Source organism: Ureaplasma diversum (assembly GCF_000941095.1).
GTDB lineage: Bacteria > Bacillota_I > Bacilli_A > Mycoplasmatales > Mycoplasmoidaceae > Ureaplasma > Ureaplasma diversum.
This window is the reverse complement of sequence record NZ_CP009770.1, coordinates 92,729-112,931: the sequence shown is the minus strand read 5'-3', so window position 1 is coordinate 112,931 and position 20,203 is coordinate 92,729. Positions and strand designations below refer to the sequence as shown.

At 27.1% G+C, this 20,203-nt stretch carries 17 protein-coding genes; 1 reads left to right on the top strand and 16 read right to left on the bottom strand.

Going from position 1 to position 20,203, the window contains the following annotated elements:
• The first annotated feature begins 57 nt into the window (after positions 1 to 57).
• Positions 58 to 1,482: an HDIG domain-containing metalloprotein gene (locus tag JM47_RS00495; protein ID WP_038103292.1), complete on the top strand. Its 1,425-nt coding sequence runs from the start codon at positions 58 to 60 to the stop codon at positions 1,480 to 1,482.
• A gap of 157 nt (positions 1,483 to 1,639) precedes the next feature.
• On the opposite strand, the gene JM47_RS00490 is transcribed toward JM47_RS00495, so the two are convergent.
• The 16 genes from JM47_RS00490 to JM47_RS00415 all read right to left on the bottom strand — a co-directional run bounded on the left by JM47_RS00490 (position 1,640) and on the right by JM47_RS00415 (position 20,036).
• Positions 1,640 to 2,302: a hypothetical protein gene (locus tag JM47_RS00490; protein WP_208895073.1), complete on the bottom strand. Its 663-nt coding sequence runs from the start codon at positions 2,300 to 2,302 to the stop codon at positions 1,640 to 1,642.
• A gap of 57 nt (positions 2,303 to 2,359) precedes the next feature.
• Positions 2,360 to 3,634 (bottom strand): hypothetical protein, encoded by a 1,275-nt coding sequence (locus tag JM47_RS00485; protein ID WP_208895072.1) that lies wholly within the window; start codon positions 3,632 to 3,634, stop codon positions 2,360 to 2,362.
• A gap of 3 nt (positions 3,635 to 3,637) precedes the next feature.
• Complete coding sequence (locus JM47_RS00480) at positions 3,638 to 4,285, bottom strand: 2-C-methyl-D-erythritol 4-phosphate cytidylyltransferase (protein ID WP_208895071.1); 648 nt, start codon at positions 4,283 to 4,285, stop codon at positions 3,638 to 3,640.
• Positions 4,285 to 5,766: a lysine--tRNA ligase gene (lysS, locus tag JM47_RS00475; RefSeq protein WP_208895070.1), complete on the bottom strand. Its 1,482-nt coding sequence runs from the start codon at positions 5,764 to 5,766 to the stop codon at positions 4,285 to 4,287. Before lysS ends, JM47_RS00480 begins: the two co-directional genes overlap by 1 nt.
• Positions 5,767 to 5,780: 14 nt before the next feature.
• On the bottom strand, positions 5,781 to 7,598 hold the full coding sequence (locus tag JM47_RS00470) for an ABC transporter ATP-binding protein (protein ID WP_208895069.1): 1,818 nt from the start codon (positions 7,596 to 7,598) through the stop codon (positions 5,781 to 5,783).
• Positions 7,599 to 7,600: 2 nt separating this feature from the next.
• A complete protein-coding gene (locus JM47_RS00465) occupies positions 7,601 to 9,322 on the bottom strand; it encodes an ABC transporter ATP-binding protein (RefSeq protein WP_208895068.1) in 1,722 nt (573 codons plus the stop codon).
• 21 nt (positions 9,323 to 9,343) lie between these two features.
• Entirely contained in the window at positions 9,344 to 9,769 is a 426-nt protein-coding gene (smpB, locus tag JM47_RS00460; RefSeq protein ID WP_081847834.1) for an SsrA-binding protein SmpB, read from the bottom strand.
• 14 nt (positions 9,770 to 9,783) lie between these two features.
• Positions 9,784 to 10,551 (bottom strand): GIY-YIG nuclease family protein, encoded by a 768-nt coding sequence (locus JM47_RS00455; RefSeq protein ID WP_208895067.1) that lies wholly within the window; start codon positions 10,549 to 10,551, stop codon positions 9,784 to 9,786.
• Between the two features lie 5 nt (positions 10,552 to 10,556).
• The gene (rnr, locus tag JM47_RS00450) at positions 10,557 to 12,722 is read right to left on the bottom strand and encodes a ribonuclease R (RefSeq protein ID WP_208895066.1); all 2,166 of its coding nucleotides are present in this window, start codon (positions 12,720 to 12,722) and stop codon (positions 10,557 to 10,559) included.
• Between the two features lies 1 nt (position 12,723).
• Positions 12,724 to 12,948: a preprotein translocase subunit SecG gene (gene secG, locus JM47_RS00445; protein WP_038103237.1), complete on the bottom strand. Its 225-nt coding sequence runs from the start codon at positions 12,946 to 12,948 to the stop codon at positions 12,724 to 12,726.
• 107 nt (positions 12,949 to 13,055) lie between these two features.
• A complete protein-coding gene (locus JM47_RS00440) occupies positions 13,056 to 14,837 on the bottom strand; it encodes an endonuclease/exonuclease/phosphatase family protein (protein WP_208895065.1) in 1,782 nt (593 codons plus the stop codon).
• Between the two features lie 18 nt (positions 14,838 to 14,855).
• On the bottom strand, positions 14,856 to 17,042 hold the full coding sequence (locus JM47_RS00435; RefSeq protein ID WP_208895064.1) for an endonuclease/exonuclease/phosphatase family protein: 2,187 nt from the start codon (positions 17,040 to 17,042) through the stop codon (positions 14,856 to 14,858).
• A 104-nt stretch (positions 17,043 to 17,146) separates the two neighbouring features.
• Positions 17,147 to 18,535: a hemolysin family protein gene (locus JM47_RS00430; protein WP_051749509.1), complete on the bottom strand. Its 1,389-nt coding sequence runs from the start codon at positions 18,533 to 18,535 to the stop codon at positions 17,147 to 17,149.
• 245 nt (positions 18,536 to 18,780) lie between these two features.
• Positions 18,781 to 19,077: a hypothetical protein gene (locus JM47_RS00425; protein ID WP_208895063.1), complete on the bottom strand. Its 297-nt coding sequence runs from the start codon at positions 19,075 to 19,077 to the stop codon at positions 18,781 to 18,783.
• 99 nt (positions 19,078 to 19,176) lie between these two features.
• Entirely contained in the window at positions 19,177 to 19,437 is a 261-nt protein-coding gene (locus JM47_RS00420) for a hypothetical protein (protein WP_208895062.1), read from the bottom strand.
• An 11-nt stretch (positions 19,438 to 19,448) separates the two neighbouring features.
• Positions 19,449 to 20,036: a hypothetical protein gene (locus tag JM47_RS00415; protein WP_038102764.1), complete on the bottom strand. Its 588-nt coding sequence runs from the start codon at positions 20,034 to 20,036 to the stop codon at positions 19,449 to 19,451.
• Positions 20,037 to 20,203: the final 167 nt, after the last annotated feature.

The following is a 20,203-nucleotide window of genomic DNA, read 5'->3' as shown; positions in this document are numbered from 1 at the left end:
ATAGCATGTTTAAATAAAAGTGATGTTTGCTAAAATATATAAAGGTGATATAACAAAATGAATAATTATTTTATTGCATTTGCTGTATTACTAATACTATTTGTAATCTCAGTTATTATTGTCCCAGTTTCAATAGTAATCTATGCTCAAGTAAAAAAACTGAAAATTGCCTTTTTACCTAAAGAAAAAAAGGCTTATAAATTATTGATAATTGAAAATAAAGAATTAAAAGAAGTTGAAGAAAAACAACAAGAAATAATTCAAGATCTTCAAACTCAATTAGATAAAAAAGAACAAGAAGTTAAACATTTAACAAATGTTAATGAAGAGTTCTTATTAAGAGCTAATAATTTATCAGCATCTGATGCTAAAAATGAATTATTTGATTTCTTAACACAAAAATATCGTAAAGAATTATCAATTAACTTTGTTAAACTTAAAAAAGAGTTTAGTGATGGTTTAGAGATTTATGCTCAAAACTTATTAATTGAAGCAATGGAAAGAAGTGCTGAACCATTAGTAATTAATCGATCATTATTTACTATCAATTTTGGTGATGAAAATCTAAAAGGTAAGATTATTGGTCGAGATGGTCGTAATAAAGCCTTATTTGAAAAAGCAGGTGGGGTTGATTTAATAGTTGAACGAAATGATACTATTTTATCAATTTCATCTCCTAATCCAATGCGTCGAGAAATTGCACGGCGTGTAATGCAAAAACTTATTGAATCAAGAAATATTGATATGAACCGGATCGAACTTCTTTTTAGAGAAGAAAAAGAGAAGTTCGATCAAGAAGCTCATGAAATTGGTCGAGAAGTTATTGAAGATCAACTTAACTTCTTTGATATTCCTAAAGAACTTTATCTTTATGTTGGTAAGATGCGCTATCGAACATCTTATGGACAAAACATCTTATCTCATAGCTTAGAAGTTGCCCATTTAGCTGAAAACCTTGCTTACTTAATTGGAGTTGATCCAATTAAAGCTAAGAAGTGTGCTTTTTTTCATGATATTGGAAAAGTTATTGATTTTGAATCAAACATGGATCATGTTGAAGCAGGAGTCATGCTTGCTAAACAATATCGATTAAGTGATTATATTATCAACGGAATAGAATCACACCATAGTAAAGTAATAGCTACATCAGTGTATGCTGCACTTGTTAAAGTAGTAGATACAATCTCAGCAGCTAGACCTGGAGCAAGAATAGCTAATTATGATGAATACTTTGGAAGAGTATCAGAATTAGAAAAGATCTGTATGCAATTTCATGGTGTTGAAAGTGCATTTGTTATTCGTTCAGGAAGACAATTAAGAGTTATTGCTAATGCTGAATTAATTAATGATAGTGAACTTGAATTACTAGCTCACAAGATTCAACATGCTATTGAAACTAGTGAAAACTTAAGTAACTATAAAATAAGTATCATTATGACTCGTGAAAAACGAATCTCTATAGAAACAAATACTATTAGCTAAATATAGCATAATAGCCAATCAGGTTATTTAAAATACAAGAAAGGTTTTTAGCTCTTCTTGTATTTTTTTAATCTTTACTAATATTGATTGTTTATAAATAAAAAATAAGGTCTATTTCTTATCAACCTTATTTAGTTAATATTAATCTATGATTAACTTATTTAGAATTAGTAGAGCTAGTAGTTTTTGATCCAACTAAGTCAACACGAGCAAATCTAAATGAGCTTAATTTATTAATAGTTATAAAGAATGTTTTAGTGCTTACTACTTTATTAGTTGATTGGGTTTCATCTTTTTGATCAAATACTAAATTAATCTTAAATCGATTTGTACTTTGTCTAAATGATGATATATTTCATCCACTCTCTAGTTTTAAATTAGATAGATCTAAACTATCTCTTATATTTTTAACTAATAAAATAGTTTGTTGACTAAAATCAAAGTCTTTAAAATGATCTTTGATTAGATCACTTAATGATGCTTGATTGAGATTAGGTACTACTCTATTTTCTAAATATTGATCTAAAGCAGCTTTGCTGTTAATTAATTCAATATGATCTTTTTGTTCAACTAAATCAGTATTATTATCAAAATTAAACGCTTTAGTTTCATTATTATAAACCAATGGATTAGTTAGTTCAAAATTATAAGTAGAATGTAAAACTAATGCATTTAAATTTTGATCTTTCTTTTCATAAATTGCTTCAAGTTCTAAATTAGATTTTGATTTAGAGCATGAAGATATAATAAGTGGGGTAGTTATTAAACCAACAACAGTTAATAAACCTACTGTTAGTTTAGCTCTTTTAGTTTTAAACATATTTTTATTAACCTATCTTTTAATTTAATATTATGGTTAATATGTTAACAAATAAATTTATTTAACAAATGATAAATTAGCAAAAAAATGATATTTTTGATCTGTTCCTTTAGAAGAAGTAATTAATTTGGTTACTAAATTAAGACCTTTAATGACTCGACTAACTTGGTGTTGTTCAAATTTATCAACAATCATTAATTCTGGATTAATTTGATGAAAAACATATCCATTACTAATATTAATTAATTTGTTTAATTGTACTGATTGTGCTTTTTTAATTAATTTATCTAAATAAGGAGCTAATCCTTTATCATTATGATTTAGATCAGCAATCTGATCATAATCAATAATGATATCTGGTAAGATTCCAAACAAAACTAAAGCATCAATTCCTTCATTAGAAGCTGTTAGTATTTTCTTATTAAAGATTACAGATGATCGTTTTGGTTCTTTAATAAGAGCATTCCAGAACATCAACTCTTCTTTTTTAAAATCAATTCCTAAAGCTTTAGCTAATTCCATTATTAATACAAATTGAGCTAATATTGAATTAGAAGCTAAATGATATAAATGCCGATCAACAAAAATCACTTTTTGATTTTTGTTTTTTAATAGTTTATTAGCTACAAAATCATCTTTAGCATGTAAACTATTTAAATCAAAACCTTTAGGTTTGTATTCTGGATCATATAAATAAAAAACATAATCAACACTATTACTAAAAGATTGTTCAATGATTTGATTAGTTTGTGTAAAGTTACTATAGTTACTAATATGTCCAATTGTTGAATGATAATCAATAATTTGACTTAATCTTTTAGATTTAGGATAAGGAAATGATAAATTAAAACTTAAACCATCTTTTTGTTGATCATATAAAAAAGAACTATAAGTTGGTAAAAGAATATGAAAGTAGTTATAGTATTCATGATTATCTGAAACTACTTTTTGATTTTCTAAAACAAGAGTTGTTTTATTTTTAAGTTGATTAGATAATTTACTTTTTAAAAAGTTAAAATCCTTTTTAAAAAGTTGATACATATATTCATAATATGAACTAAAACTACTGAAGTTAGCTAGTTGTTTATGAACTTTTTTAAGTTGATTAAAATCAAGTTGTTGTTCTATTTGTTGAACTAGTTCATAGTTAATAAGTTTACTATTTTTAAAATAAAGGTTTTTAGCTCATTGGCTATTAACTTCTAATCAATCAATTTCATCATCAGAAGAAAAACAACTAGTAACTAAACTAGTTGATAAAGTTAATAATAAAAAACTAGAAGTTAAATAGTAAAGAAGTTTTTTGTTTTTAAATAATGGTTTAAAGAACATATTCTATAAATCAGATTCAAAAATAATTGTTTTGTTTGAAACATCTCCATTAATGATTTGTAAATCATCAAACTTTTGTTCATAGATTTCATAAATCTCTGTGTTTAGTTTTATTTTAGGATTGCTTTCAAAAGCAACCTTGATTTTATCTGTAACATAAGCTTCTGGAGTTTGTGAGAAATAATAGTTGTCTGAATCAACATATTGTCTTACTTTATTAACAATTTTAATTAATGATTGGTTAACATTAACTGCAGGTACTACACCATTTGCTAAGAATACTAATTCATCTTTAAGATTGTTTAATAATTCATTAGATAAGAATGGTCGAGAAGCATCATGGAAAAAGACATATTTACTTTTTACTAATTTAACAGCTTCTTGAGCTGATTTAATTCTTGTTGATTCTGCTTTCACACAAACAATCTTATTATCAAAACGAAAATGTTTACGGAAATGATCAAAACTAGTAGCTCTAACTAATAAGAAGATTCTTTCACATAATGGGTCATTATTAAAATGATAAACTGAATGATCGATAACTGAAATACCATTGATTTTTTCAAATAACTTATCTCTACCAAATCGTTTAGAGAATCCACCAGCTAAAATAACTGCTGTATATTTTAATTCTTTTTCATTCTTGTTCATTATTTAGCACGATCTTTCATGTGAGGGAATAGTAATACATTTCGTATACTATCATTACTTGTTAATAACATAATTAATCGATCAATACCAATACCAAGTCCACCTGTTGGTGGCATTCCATATTCAAGGGCTTCAATGAACTCAATATCAAGTTCATTAGCTTCATCATTCCCAAGCTTAGCTTCTTCAAGTTGTTTTAAAAATCGTTGGTGTTGATCAATTGGATCATTTAGCTCACTATAAGCATTTGCAATTTCTTTTTGACAAATAAACAGTTCAAACCGATCAGTAAATCTACTATCATCTTTATTCTTTTTAGAAAGAGGAGAAACTTCAATTGGATGCCCATAAACAAATGTTGGTTCAATTAATTTTTCTTCAACAAAGTTTTCAAAGAATAAATTAATAACATGTCCATACGTTTGTTGGTGATTAGCTAATTGTATATTGTGTTTTTTAGCAATACTTACTGCTTCTTGATCTGATTTAACACTAAAGAAATCAACACCAGTATACTCTTTAATTAAATCAACCATATGAGCTTTTTTAAAAGGTTTAGTTAAATCAACACTAAATCCTCTAAATGTAGGATTGGTTAAGTTTAATTTAGTAGCAACATGTTTGATTAATGTTTCAGTTAGATCCATGATTTCTAAATAATCAGCATAAGCTACATAAAGTTCAATTGAAGTAAATTCTGGGTTATGGGTTGAATCCATTCCTTCGTTTCTGAAGATTCGACCAATTTCATAAACTTTTTCAAATCCACCAACAATACATTTCTTAAGAGCAATTTCAGTTGCTATTCTTAAGTAATATTCTTTATTTAGTGCATTGTGGTGAGTTATAAATGGTCTAGCAGCAGCTCCGCCTAATGTATCTTGTAACATTGGTGTTTCAACTTCAAAAAACCCATTATCATCTAAATAGTTTCTTATTTCTCGAATAATTTTAGATCTTAAAATAAAAGTCTGTTTGGCTTCTTCATTAACCATTAAATCAACATGACGATATCTAGCTTTAAGTTCTTCATCAACAAGTCCATGATATTTTTCAGGTAACACTTTTAAACATTTAGCAACTAATCTTAAACCAGTTACATTAATAGTTAACTCATCACTATTAGTTTTCATTGCAATCCCTTTGATTTCAATGATATCTCCTAAATCAAATGATTTAAAAACTTCAAACAAAGATGGATCAACTGTTTTTTTATTTACATAGATTTGCATCTTTGTACTAAAATCAGCAATTACTCCAAAAGTTTGTCTAACACCAACTAAACGACCAGCAAAGACTAATTCTTTTTGGTCTAGTTCAATTAGTTCTTGTTTTGTATAATGATTAAATTGATTATAAAAATCAGCTAAACTTATGTCCCGTTTGACTTGAGAAATGACAAAAGGGTCATGTTGTTGTTCAACAAGTTTTTCTAGTTTAGCTCTTCTAATCAATTCTTGGTCACTGAATTTACGATCCATAAGTACTTCCTTCTTTAAAACTTTAGGTTTTGTTTTTTATAATTTGCATAATACAAATCTTGGTAGATTTGTGAATTCTTTAATAGTTCATTATGTGTTCCTGAAGCAACAATTTGACCACTTTGAATAATTAAGATTAAATCTGAATTAATGATTGTTGATAATCTATGAGCAATTACAATAGCTGTTCTTTCATGCATTAAGTGATCAATTGCTTTTTGAATCTTAAGTTCTGTTGAAGTATCAACTGAACTTGTTGCTTCATCTAAAATTATAATCTTTGCATCTGAAATAATTGCACGAGCAATACAAATTAATTGTTTTTGTCCTTGTGATAAGTTCTGTTTGTCTCCAATGATAGTATGATAACCATTTGGTAAAGATTTAATTAATTCATGAGCTTGTGCTTTCATAGCAGCTTGTACTACTTCTAAATAAGTAGCATCTGGTTTGCCCCGTTTAATATTATCTAATACTGATTCATTAAATAAATATGAATCTTGTAGAACTGATGAGATTTGTGATCGAACACTTTCTCTTGATATTTCTTTAATTGATTGGTTATTAAAAGTAATATCTCCAGTTTGATAATCATAAAACTTAGTTATTAAGTTGGTGATTGTAGTTTTCCCAGCTCCTGTTGGTCCAATGATAGCTACTTTTTGGTGTGCTTTAGCTTCAAATGAAATATTCATTAATGTTGGTTGGTTTGGTAAGTAATTAAAACATACTTGATCAAACTTGATATCAATTCCATCTTTAAACTTAGAAACATCAAGTGTTTTGTTTCAATTAACTTCATGATCTACTTTCATGATCTCATTGATTTTTAATAAAGAAGTTCGTGCAGCTATAAAACCAGGAATTGTATTATTAAAATTAGTAAAGAATTCAGCAAATGTATTAGATAATAAAGATAAACTAACTAATATACCAAAAGCAACTTGCCCGGTTACTGGATCAATATTAGGTGTGATTCCTGGCAAAGGAATCTTAGCAATAGATAATAATAAGAATGAAACAGTTAATGCAGCATTTAATAAACGCATTGCAAAAATACTTCATGGGAACATCATTTGAGCAACAACAGTTGATCGCATTACATTCTTATAAACACCACTATTGATTCGATCAAATTTATCAGTGAAGTATTTTTGTTGACTAAAGTTATCAATAGCAGCATGAGCTGAAATTGCTTCTTCAATAAAGTTGTTCATAACAACAAAATCAGCACGTTTGTATTCGTTTCAAGTTCTTGAACGTTTATATAATAAAATGTTTAAGCACATTAAAGTTCCATAAACAGCTAAACCAATTAAAGCTAGATATGGAGATACAACTAATAAAGCAATTCCAAACCCAATTGATCCAAAAACCATTTTATTAGCTTCGGCATAAAATCCCATAACCCCTAAATGGATACTTAAAGCATCATCACTCATATGTGCATAAATATCCCCAGCACTATTTTGATCTAAGAATTTCATACTTAAATAACGTAGTTTACTTACTACTAATAATGACATCTTAGCTTCAATTAAATAACCAAGTTTATTAGTACATAAGTTAGTAAAAACATTAATTAAACATTGGAAAAAATAAACACCAATAATTCCTGCTGCAATATGTAATATTGTTTCTAGTGGTTTAGTTTGATTAGAGAATGCTTGGATTGTGTATTGTAATAAGAAGATGCTTGCAATTTGTAATAATTGAAAAGCAATAATAACAAATGAAACTGTTAAAAAATACTTTTTGAAGTCTTTAAAATAAAAACGAATTAAACTTCATTTTAAAGCATTTTTGTGAACTTTTAAATCTTGTAAATCCATCATTATCGATCCACCGCCAACTGTTCATTATAAATTGCTTTAAAAATTTCACAATCTTTTAATAATTGTTCACTAGTTCCAATGCTTACAATCTCACCTTTATCCATAACAATGATCTTATCACAATCTAAAATGTTACTAATTCGTTGACCAACAATGATTTGTTGTTTGAAATAAGTTTGTTTTCTTATTCCTTCAAACACCTTAGCTTCAGTTATTGTATCAAGAGCACTTGTACAATCATCTAATACTAAAGCAGGACTTTTTCTTAATAAACAACGTGATAAAGCTAATCGTTGTTTTTGTCCCCCAGATAAGTTCTTAGCATTTTGTTCAACGATGCCATAAATTCCATTATCTGGATCATTAATGAATTTAGTTGCTTGAGCAAGCTCAACAGCTTCATTAATTTCTTGTTCATTAATGTTATTTAATCCAAAAAGGATATTTTCATAAAATGTCCCTTTAATTAAAACTGGTGTTTGTTCATTAACACTAAATCAATCTCTTAAGTTTTTGATATCAATATCTTTTAGTAAAGTATCATCGATTTTAATTGACCCGTTGTTTGGGATAAACCTGTGCATTAATAAATTAATTAAAGTACTTTTACCAGAACCTGTAGTTCCTACAATCCCTACTATTTCATTTGGATGAATTGTAAAACTAATGTTTTTTAGAACTAAATGGTTTGGATTATTTTCATAACTAAAACTTACATTATCAAATTGAATCAAACCATTAGTTATTGTTTTATTACCTTGATATGTAATTAATTCTTTGTGGTGGAAAAATTCATTAACACGCATAAAACTAACTTTAGTTTGAATAATTTCATTAATACTAAAAGCAAGAATACTAATCCCTAATACAAGCATATTAGCTGCTTGCATAATTGATAATATTTCTGCAGACACCAATGTTTTTGTTGTTGCTCCAACAATAATAATTAATGGAGAAACAGAGAAAATCATTAACATTAAAAAAGAAATAACTAAAGCAGAGATCCGGATCGGAATCATAGATCGTTTAATTACTTCAGATCATTGTTTGTGAGAACTTTCTAAGAATTGGTTTTCAAGTGTAAATAATCTTATAACTTTAATTCCATAAATGTTTTCAAGTAATTTATTATTAAGACTATCGATAGCTGGTTTTGCTTTTCTTCATCGTTTTTCATTAATAGCTGCCATTAATGAATAAATAATAGCTGTTGCTATTGTAATTGAAATCACAAGCACAGGAATTTGTCAGTGGTTCTGTGCTACAGCAAATAAAACAATAATTGAACCAATGAAATATGAAATTCCCATAAATCCTGGTCTTAGAATAATAACCATACACTTAGCTATTTTTTGAATATCATTAACACAAATGTTTAATAATGTTGATTGACTAAAACGTTGCTTATCTGCATGTGATAAACTCATTGTTTTATGAAAAATTCTCTCTCTTAATAAACCAACGGTCATTACTTCTAAATAAGTAGTAACTCAGTTATTAAGTAATGAAACAATAATCCATGCAACTGCTAATACAATTAATACAACACCTTGAACAATTGCATCATGGGTCGTTGCACTATTATTAACAGATCCCCGATTAATTTGAGCCAAAATTAATGGTTGCACTAAAGTAATTGTAATTTGAACTAAATTCAATAAGATAATGACTAAAAATATTAATCTTAATCTTGTTGTTAGAACAGATCAAATCGCTCGCATCTTCTTTTTTCCTTTTTAAAATTAATATGTTTTAGCTTCTCTGCTTAAATCTCTTATTTTTAAATCTTCTCTTTTATCGTGTAACTTCTTTCCTTTAGCTAGAGCAATAACTAGTTTTAATTTATTGTTTTTTCAATAAATTTTAATAGGAACAATAGTCATTCTTAAAGCTTGAGCTTGATGTTGAAGCTTAATAATTTCGTTTTTGTGTAATAATAATTTTCTTGTTCGATATGGATCATGATTAAACTGATTACCTTCAAAAAAAGGTGCAACATGCATATTAATAATAAAAGCTTCCATATTCTTAATTTGCACATAAGCTTCATTTATTGAACAATTTGCACGAGAAATTGATTTAACTTCAGTTCCTTTTAATTCTATTCCACACTCAAATGATTCAATAATTGAATAATTACGATATGCATGCTTATTAGAAACAATCACTTTAATCAACTCCCTTATTTTTCAAACCCAAAACTAAAGCTTCGATTTAATCCTAAATAATATTCTTTAAAGATTTCTAATTTATAAATAAACTCTTCTAATAATTGATAAGAATATAGTCCATTTCTAATACTAAATGCATTAATAAACTTTTTAATTTCGATATCAGCAAATTTAATAAAGTGATAGAAATTAAAATCAGCATAACCATAATCTAATCAACTTTGATCAAACTGGTTTAAAAACATTAAACCATAATCTAATAATTTATTTAGTTCAATTTTAGTTTTAGCTAATAGTTTAGCTTCACTAAAATGTAATACATAACATTGACTAATAAAGAAGAGTTGATTAAAACCAAATAAATCAGATCGATATTGATTAATGTAATAGTATTCAAGCTGATCTAAATCAGCTTCATCACATAATTCAATTACTTTAATTTTTAAATGATCAATGTTTAAGTTATTTTTAACTAAATAACTAAACATTTTTGAATAAAGATGTTTACCATCTTGTTTATTTAATTCATAATGTTCATAAAAAGCATGATGTTTATGATCTGATAAATAAAGGTTAATTAGATATTTAAGTTCATTTTTATGGCTTAAATATCTAGCTTTAATATTTTTAGATTGACCAATATAAATAGGGATAATATTGTTGTTGTAATTATGATCTTTAATATAAAGCACATAAATACCACAAGCTTTATCATTAATTAATTGATCTTCTTGATTAATTAAAGTTTCATAAAACTCTTTAATTAGTTGCGTGTTCATAATTATTAAAAAGCAATGATTTCAAAATCAATCTTTCTTGTAATCTTATTAGCTTCAAGTACTCTTACTCTAACCTTTTGACCAACAGTGATTACTTTATTGGTTTTTTGACCAACCATAGTGAAGTTTTCAGGCACAAATTCAAAGAAGTCATTACCAATGTTTTTGATTCTTACTAATCCTTCAATTGTATTTTCTAGTTCAACAAATACTCCAAAGCTTGTAACTGTACTAATTGTTGCATTAAACTCTTGACCAATTTTTGTTGACATAAACTCAGCAAATTTAGCTGCATTAACATCACGCTCAGTTTTAACTGCAATGATTTCAGTTTTATTAGAGTTAGATGTAATTGTTTTTAAATTGTTAATTAAATTTGTTCGTTGTTGATCAGTGTATGATTTAGGATCAAATAAGAACATTCATAATAAACGGTGAACAATTAAATCTGGGTATCGACGGATTGGTGAAGTAAAATGAGTATAGTATTCAGATGCTAATCCAAAGTGTCCTGAATTCTTAATTTCATAAGAAGCTTTAGCCATTGCTCTTAGTAATAGTTTACTTACTAATGCTAAGTTAGGATGATTCTCGTTTTGTTTTAATCAATTAGAGATGGTGTTTGGTTGTACATCACTAAAATCTTTAGAAATATTAAAAGCTAACTTTTTAGCTTCAATACTAAACTTTTCTAAGTTTTCGATATTAGGGCTATCATGGACTCGATAAATAAATTCCATATCAATGTTTTGTTGATTTTTATCTTGATCTAAATAGTCTTGAACATATTCTGCAACTGCTTCATTAGCAGCAATCATAAAGTCTTCAATCATTAATTGAGCTGTTTTTCGTTCATATATAACAACATCAACAGGAACACCATTTTCATCAATAATGATCTTTGGTTCTTTAATATCAAAATCAACAAAACCTTGTCTTTGTTTTTTAGCCCTTAATAATTGGTGTAACTCTTTTGCTTCATTAAGCATTTTATGAATTGAAATACTTACATCTTCTAAATGATTTTTGTTTTCATAAAAATCATTAACTTCATTATAGCTCATCTGACGTTTAGATTTCATAATAGCAGGGTAGACATCTTTTCAGATGATCTCACCTTTAGTATTAATTACCATATCACAAGTTACACACATTCGTTCTACATTAGCATTTAATGAACAAATGTTGTTTGATAGATTGTGTGGAAGCATTGGAATTACTCGATCTACTAAATAAACAGATGTTCCCCGTTTAAATGCATCAGCATCTAAAACAGTGTCTGGTTGAACATAATAACTAACATCTGCAATACTTACTCCTAAAAAGAATTTACCATCAGGAAGTTTTTGGACACACACAGCATCATCAATATCTTTTGAACCAACTGGGTCAATAGAGATAATTTCTCGATCTACTAAATAACGACGGATCTTAGATTGATGTTCATCAACTTCAAAAACAGCTTGATTAGCTGCTTCATTAACTTCTGGATCAATTTTAGGATCAACACCATTATCATAAACAATTGATAAGATATCAGCACCTGGATCATTTTCATGACCTACGATGTATACAACTGAACCATACGCATCCTTATCATTACTACTATTAATTCTAATAAGGATTTTATGACCATTAACTAATCCTTTAGGATCATCTAAAATAACATTTAAATAAAATAGCGGATCATCAATTGAAACATAATAACCAGTTCCTGTTTGTACAAACTTACCAACATAACAATCTTTCTCATGTGCAACTACTTCAACTACAGCTGCATCATAGATATCATTTTTTGGATCTTTTTTAAGTTTAACAAATTTAACTAAATCGTTTTTAAGTGCTCCATTAAGGTATTTTTTATTAACATAGTATTCTGTTTGTGTATCGGTTTCTAAAATGAACCCGTCCCCTTTAGAATTAACTTTAATAGTTCCTTCTTTGATTTCATGTTCAAATTCATAATCTAAATAAGCTAATACTAGTTTTTCATTAGGTAGTTGTCTTAATGTATTATCTTTAATTAATTGATCAACTACTTTATAAGCTTGTGTTTTGATAACATTTTTATTTTTTTCAATTGCTTTACGAACAAGAATATTGATTGGAATAGGTCGTTCTTCTTTTTGCATTAAATCAATTAATAGTTTTCGAATTGACTGATTATCCATACTAACCTACTCGATAAAAAATAATAATTAAAATGATAGTAATTGTTAATAAAAACATAAAAACCTGAAGCCCTTTGATTCAGCCTCGGTCTTTTGTTTTCTTAAAGATTTCTAAATCTTGTCCATTTAAACTAGACAAACCACCAGTTGGAGATGTACGAGATAGCAACAATCCTACAATCATTGCTAGTACTCCAAATAAAATTAAAACGATTGTTAAAGCCATTAAAGTCCTACTATTTATTAGTTAATATATCCTTATATTATAACATTTAACTAATAACTATAAACCTTAGATCATTTAACAATCGTTTATATTTTAATTAATCAATTTTATTTAATATCTAGTGGGTTTAAAACTAGATCAAATCAAGTTGGTGAGTGGTCAGAAATAACTGGTCGTACTACTTCTTCTTTTGAATCAGTAATTTTAATCGGTTTACCAAATGATGTTGGATTTTCTAATCATTGTTTAGCCTTAGGGTTAGATGTTGATACTTTTTTATATCACTCATCATCTAAGATTTTGTCTTTGAAAACATTTCATAATACAAATAAATTAGCATTTTTTGTTTCTAGATTAGAATTTTTAAAAATCTTATCATATGGGTTTGATGTTTTATTAACATTAATTCCTAAAGTAGTTCTGTAATCTCAATCATCTTTTAGTAGGTTTGTAAAACCTGCTTCTCTTAAAGATTTAAATGCAAATTGTTCATTACCTAATCTAATGTTAGTATCACCTAAGAAGAAGTAATCATCATCTTTATTATCATCAATTTTTCTAACTTCTTCAATAACTTTAGTTATATTTTCAGCATCGTCTAGTTCTCGACTACCTTGTTCATTTTGAACAAACTTTCCTTTTTGTCTTCCTGTAGTATATTTAAGAACTTTTTCAACACCCATTGTTTTTAACTTTTCTTTTGAGTAATTTTGTTCTTTTTTCTCATATTCTTGTCCTTCTCGTTTAGGATATTTCCCAGGACTATCAAAGTGAGCAAAGATTAAAGTAAAGTCGTTTTTGATTTCACCAACAGTTTGTAATTTAACACTAAATGGAGGACGAGAATAATCAACTTTATCTTTTGTTCATTTCCCATCAACTAATGGGTTTGAATAAACATGTCCGATTTTACCATTAGCAAATGCAACTGGCATTGCTTTTGTTTTGTTATAGATTAATCCAATTCGTTCTGTACTTGTATGTTCTGGTGTAGCTAATTTATCATTTTCAGAACCTGCTAAGTTTTCACTTATTAAATAACTATAATCATTTGTTTTACTTAATTGATTCATTAAGTCAACAATCTTTTTAACAGCTAGATCTTTTTCTTCTTGTTTAGCATCTTTAGTTATTGGCATAATCTCTGTTAAACCAATAACATCATATTTATGATGTAAGATTACTTTAGCAAGTGCTTCATTTTTATCTTCATCTTTACCATCTTGATGAAGTACATTTCAATGCCCTACTCTTAAACTACTTCAAGCAATCTCTGATTTTAATTTATCTTTATTAGATGAACTATTATTTAAAGTTAATGGATTAGTTTTGTTTTTATTAAGATCATTTGATAATTGATCTTTAGATCCTAAATTATCTTTATTTTCTATATTACCTTTAGATTTGTTTATTTTTGTATCTAAATGTTTTAAATCTTCTATTTTATAAGCATTTATACTATCTTTACTACCAAAAACCAAAATTTGATAAATAGTATATTCATTTAATTTATTAAGTTTATTAAACCTAACAACAGCTTTATTATCAACCACTTTAGCTTTGCTTGAGACACTAACAACAAAATCATCAGCTCTTTCTTCTGATTTTAAATATACTTCAATGTATTTACCATTAAGGTTTTTAGTATTTACTGTTAAATCTAAATTGAAAAATAAATCATCATAGTGATAATTGTATAAAAAACTAACAATAGTAGCTTGTTCTAGTGCTTGCCGGTTTTGTTGTTGTTGCTGTTGTTGTTCTAGTTGGGTTTGTGATTTATTAGGTTCATTATTTTTAGGAGTACAAGCAACAGCAGCTGCTACACCTAAACTAGTTACTAAGATCGTTCCAAACAATAACAACATTTTCTTCTTACTTAATTTCATAGTTATTTCCTTGTTAGTTTATTTTTTATCATCTGGGTTTAAGACTAAATCAAATCAAGTTGGTGAGTGGTCTGAGATAGTTTTTGCAGCTTTTTCTTTAGGTTCAGTTTTAGGTCATTTTGAACCTTTTGTTTTTTTAACTTTTTGATATCACTCATCATTTAAAATTTGTTCTTCAAACACTTTTCAAAGATTAAATAATTTAGCATCTCTAGTTTCTAAATTTGAATTCTTGAAAATTTTGTCATATGGATTAGCCATCTTATTAGTTATTGTAGATAGTGATGTTTTGTGTTCATAATCATCCTTAAGTAAGTTTTCAAAACCTTCTTTTCTTAGTGATTTAAATGCAAAATGTTCATTTCCAAGCTTAATATTTGTGTCACCTAAGAAGAAAAAGTCGTCATCTTTATCTTCATCTATTTTCTTAACTTCTTTTATAACTTTAACAATGTTTTCTGCATCATCTAATTCACGACTGCCTTGGTCGTTTTCAAGAAATTTACCAGGTTTTTCTATATCTTTCAGTATTCTTTCAACACCCAAATCTCTTAATGCTTTTTTTGAATAATTTTTTTCTTGTTTCTTTCCTTTTCTATAACCAGGACTATCAAAATGTGCAAAAATTAATGTAAAATCGTTTGTAACTTTTCCAACAGATTGCATTTTAACACTAAATGGTGGTCGAGAATAGTCAACATCTTTTTGTGTTCAAATACCATGTCCAGGCTTATTTGAGTAGATATGACCAATATTTCCGTTTGCAAATGGAATTGGATGTACTTTCTCTTTATTATAAATAACGCCAATTCTTTCAGTACTTGTATGGAAAGTAGATTCAGTTATTTTATTTTCTCTACCCTCTAGATTGTCGCTTATCAAGTATTCATAGTTTGTTGTGTTGCTAAACTCATTCATTAAATCTACAACTCTTTTAACAGCTTGTTCTTTTTCTTCTGACGTCATACCATCTTTAACTGGCATAATTTCTGTTAAACCAACAACATCAAATTTGTGTTTCAAAATTATTCTTGCTAAAGCTTCGTTTTTATCTTGGTCTTTACCACTTTGATGTTGTACATTTCAATGAGCAACTCTTAAACTACTTCATTGAACATCTGATGAAAGTGTCGGTTTTTTAGTTTCAGGATCTTCTTGTTTTGTAATTTCTTGTGTATTTGGATCAGGATCTGATTCCTTATTTTCTAGTGGGTCTTTTTCTTTTGTTTTTTCATTTTCCTGTTCAGAAGTATTCCCACCATTATTCGCTTCTTGTGTTTTAGACGATTCATCTTTTTGTCCTTGTCCTTGTCCATTTTTTTGTTCTTCTTGTTCTTTTATTAAAGGTTCGCTTTTTGGAGTATTTTGTTCTTCAGGTTGAGCTTGTGGTTCAGGTTCAGAAGGTTTTATTTCACCAATCTTCTTCTCTTCACTACTTGAGCCTTCTTCTTTTTTATCAATTGCTTGAGCTTGTGTTTTTTCTTCAGCATCTTTTTTAGTTGGTTCAGTTTTTTCTACTTTAGGACCTTGATTTTGCGGATCTTGTTGAGTTATTTCTTCTTTCTTATTTTCTTGTTTTGAAGCATCTTCTTTAGGTTGTTTTTGTTTGTTTAACTCTTCATCACCCTTTTGATCCTGTGGCTTTATTTGATCAGTTTTTTCTTTTAGTTTATCTTCAACTTTTTCTTCTTTTTTATCTTGTTTTTTAATTTCAACAAAAACAGCTGGTTTTTCTAATTCCGAACGATCTTTTAGTTCTTGTTGTTTAAGAGTTGAAGGAATATTTACTTCATTGTTTTCAGCACTATTTAATCCATCAAAAACCATCACTTTTTCTAATTTAAAAGTTTTAGTTTTATCAATGTTTCTAAAAACAACATCAGCCTTATCATTAACAACTAAAGCTTTAGAAGAAGTTACAGAAAAAAACTTATTATTAGCTATTTTTGATGTTAATACAACTTGAATATATTTCTTGTTTGCATTCTTTACTATTAACACTAAATGGTGTTCTTTTTTATTGTTTGGTTTAAAACTCTTAGAATCCATTGATTCTAATTTAGCAGTTTGTAATGAAACACTTTGTGTTTCATTTATAGTTTTGTTTTCATTGTTTTCTGTACAAGCAACAACTAAGGATGTAGTAATTGTTGCAGTAAGTATCCCTGAGAATAACAGAGCAATTTTCTTTCGTTTTAAATTCATTTTAAATAGTGCTTTCTGTATGTACAAGTAAGTATTATTATAATCAAGTAAAAACCCTTAAAATTAAAAAACTGCTACATATAATAGCAGTCTTTTATTTGTTCCTAAAGTTCGGAATCTTCTTTAATTTTCTTTTCAATCAAGAAAATAAATCGGTTTGATTTTACATCCTTGAAAACTTCAATATACATATGCTCTGTATCTATTAGTTGCCGGTTCATAAACTTCCTGTTTTTATTGAGTTTTGATACATATTTACCCATAGATAAATCATCAGCTACTTCAATAGAAGCATTAATTTTTTCAGTTAAGAATTTCTTAGCATTTGCTTTTGCATCTAATTTTCAAGTATATTCGTTTACTTCTTGGACTCACTCATTAGCATCACTTAAATCTGTTTCATCAAATACATTTCCAGTTAACTCTTCAGTAATATTTTCTAATGTAATGATCCCTACTGGATTCTTTTCTGTTAAATTATCAACTACAATTGCTAAATGGATCTGCTGAATTTGCATCATTCTTAATCCATCATATAAAGTATCATTCTTAGTTATTAACATAGGAGAGTGCATAATTGAATCAATTGGTGTATTCTGATCATTTAAATAAGCTTTAATAACTACTTTAATATGAGCAATACCTACTACTTCTTGATCTTCATTAATAACAACAAGCCGACTAAATCCAGTTTCTAAGAAAGTAGGAATAACATCTTTAACTAGATCATTTTCATTAACTTTTACTACTTTATCTCATCCTACCATTTTTTGTTTGATCAAAATCTCATCAAACAAAATAGCTTTATTAATAATTAAAGCTTCTTGTGAATCAAGTGTTCCTTCATATTTAATAACATCAACTAATGATTTAAGTTCTTCAATTGTTGTCTTTGTTGTTTTTTCTTTTCTATTAAAGATTCTGTTTAATAATCAAGTAAATGGTCAGAAAACTAAATAAAAGAAGTATATTGGATAACCAAATCAGGTTAGTAATTTAATCGGATTCTTCTTAGCAAAGTTCTTTGGTAAGAATTCACCAAATATTAGAATCAATAAAGTCATAACCCCAGTAGCTACACCAGTTCCAATTGCTTCAGCATGTGAACCAGCTCCAACATAACGAACAACTCCTGAGAATAGTAATCCAGCAACTGTTGATGATGCTGTGTTAACTAGTGCACTACCAATTAAATTAGAACCAAGGGTCATTGTATAATTGTTAATCATTTTATAAACTATGTTAACAATTTTCTTTGATTTTATGTTTCCACTTTCAGACTTTCATTTTACTTTTGTAATACTTGTTAAAGCGGTTTCAGTACAACTAAAGAATGAAGCTAATAAAATTAAAAAGAGAGTTAAAAAAGCTAATCCAATGATCAATCCTATTGATCAATGACTATCATTAGCTACTGTTTCTGTATTTGATTGATTTGTTTGTGTATTATAAATAAAGCTTTCCAATCACAAGCTATGGGATCCTTCAAGCATATTTGTCCTTTAATATTAAAAATATTGTATTTTAATATTTTAACATATCTATATACTTTTTAATAGCACCCTTTAGGGTGGATATTAATTAAAGATCTAAAAAATATTTAATTATTACTTAGATAATATTTTATTTTGGGTTGTTTGTATACTACACTATTTACCCTTTAAAATAATAAAAAACTAGAATAAACGCTCACTTTTTAAAGTTTAATTCTAGTTCTTATTTACTTTACAAAGATTAATTAATAACCTTTCATATAATCATTAATCATTACTAAATCATCAATTGTTAAAGCACTTTTTATTAACTCTTTTTGTTTTAATGATAAATTAAGATCTTTTTTTAAGATTATTGTTTTTGTTGGTTCTATTATGTTTTTAGTTGCATAATCTTTAAGTTGTTTATCAAACTCATTAATAGATAAGTTTGAATAATCAGATAGAGTTAAAAATTGATCAACTGAACTTGATATTAAAGAATTTAATGAGTCTTCTAAACCATAGGCTTTTTTAAATTTTTTGGTTCAATATTCAAGCATTGATTCAGCATAATTCTTAATTTGTGTTTTATTACTAAAAACATCTTTTATTAATAAACTCTTTTCTTCTTTTAAATAATTATCTAAGAAGTTAGTATATTAAGGAGCTGTTTTTCAACTATTATAAAGCTTATCTAATAAATAGTTTTTTTGTTTTTCATTATCTAGTGATGAATATTTAGGTGATTGTTTACTATATTCACTTATTAAATTAGTATTATGTACAAGTAGTTTTGAAGGCTTAGTTTTTAGATTACTAAGTTCATAACCAACAACAGCCATTAATGAAATATAACCAGCACCTAATAAACCAAGCCCAACACCTAAGATGATCTTTTTCTTTTTAGTTCACTTTTTCATTTTAACAACCCCTATTTTTTATTAGGATTTTGTTGAATTAACGTTAATTCATAAACTCTTAGTTTTTGTTTGATTAACTCATCTCTTGTTTGATTAAGAATCTTATCTAATTCTTGTTCACTAAATCCTTGATAAGATTGATACTTCTTAATGAATTCTTCTTTTAATAATTGTTTGTAAAATTTATTGAATTCTTGATTAGAGCTAAATTCTAATCTTAATTCTTGATTTAAATAATTGGTTATATAATCAATATATTTAGAAGAATAAGTACTTTCAAAATCATCAAAGTGATTTAATCATTTTGTTTCAAAATCATTAACTAATTTATTAGCTTGATCTATTTGGTTATGTTTAAGATAAAACTGATAAGGAAGTGAATCAGCTTTATATCGATCAACAGCATTCTTTTTATATTGTTTATTTAGTTTTAGTTCTGTTTTATGATTATCTGCTAAAACAACTTGTCTTGAAATAGTAGTTCTATGCAAAGAAGCTAGAAAAGCAATGCCAACAATTGATGTAGCTAAAACAATAGCTATTAATATAGAACCAAGGGTTCAAAATATGATCTTTTTAGTTCTTTTTGATCTATCCATAACTAAATAAGCTCCTTATATGAGATTTAAATCATTAGATAGTTATTTAATTAATTTATACACCTTTTTAAGGATTAGTAATGGTTTTAGATATCATCTTAATATTTAAAATTAAACTAAATAAAAGGAATTATAGATAAGAGAGAGAGAGAGAGAGAGAGAGAGAG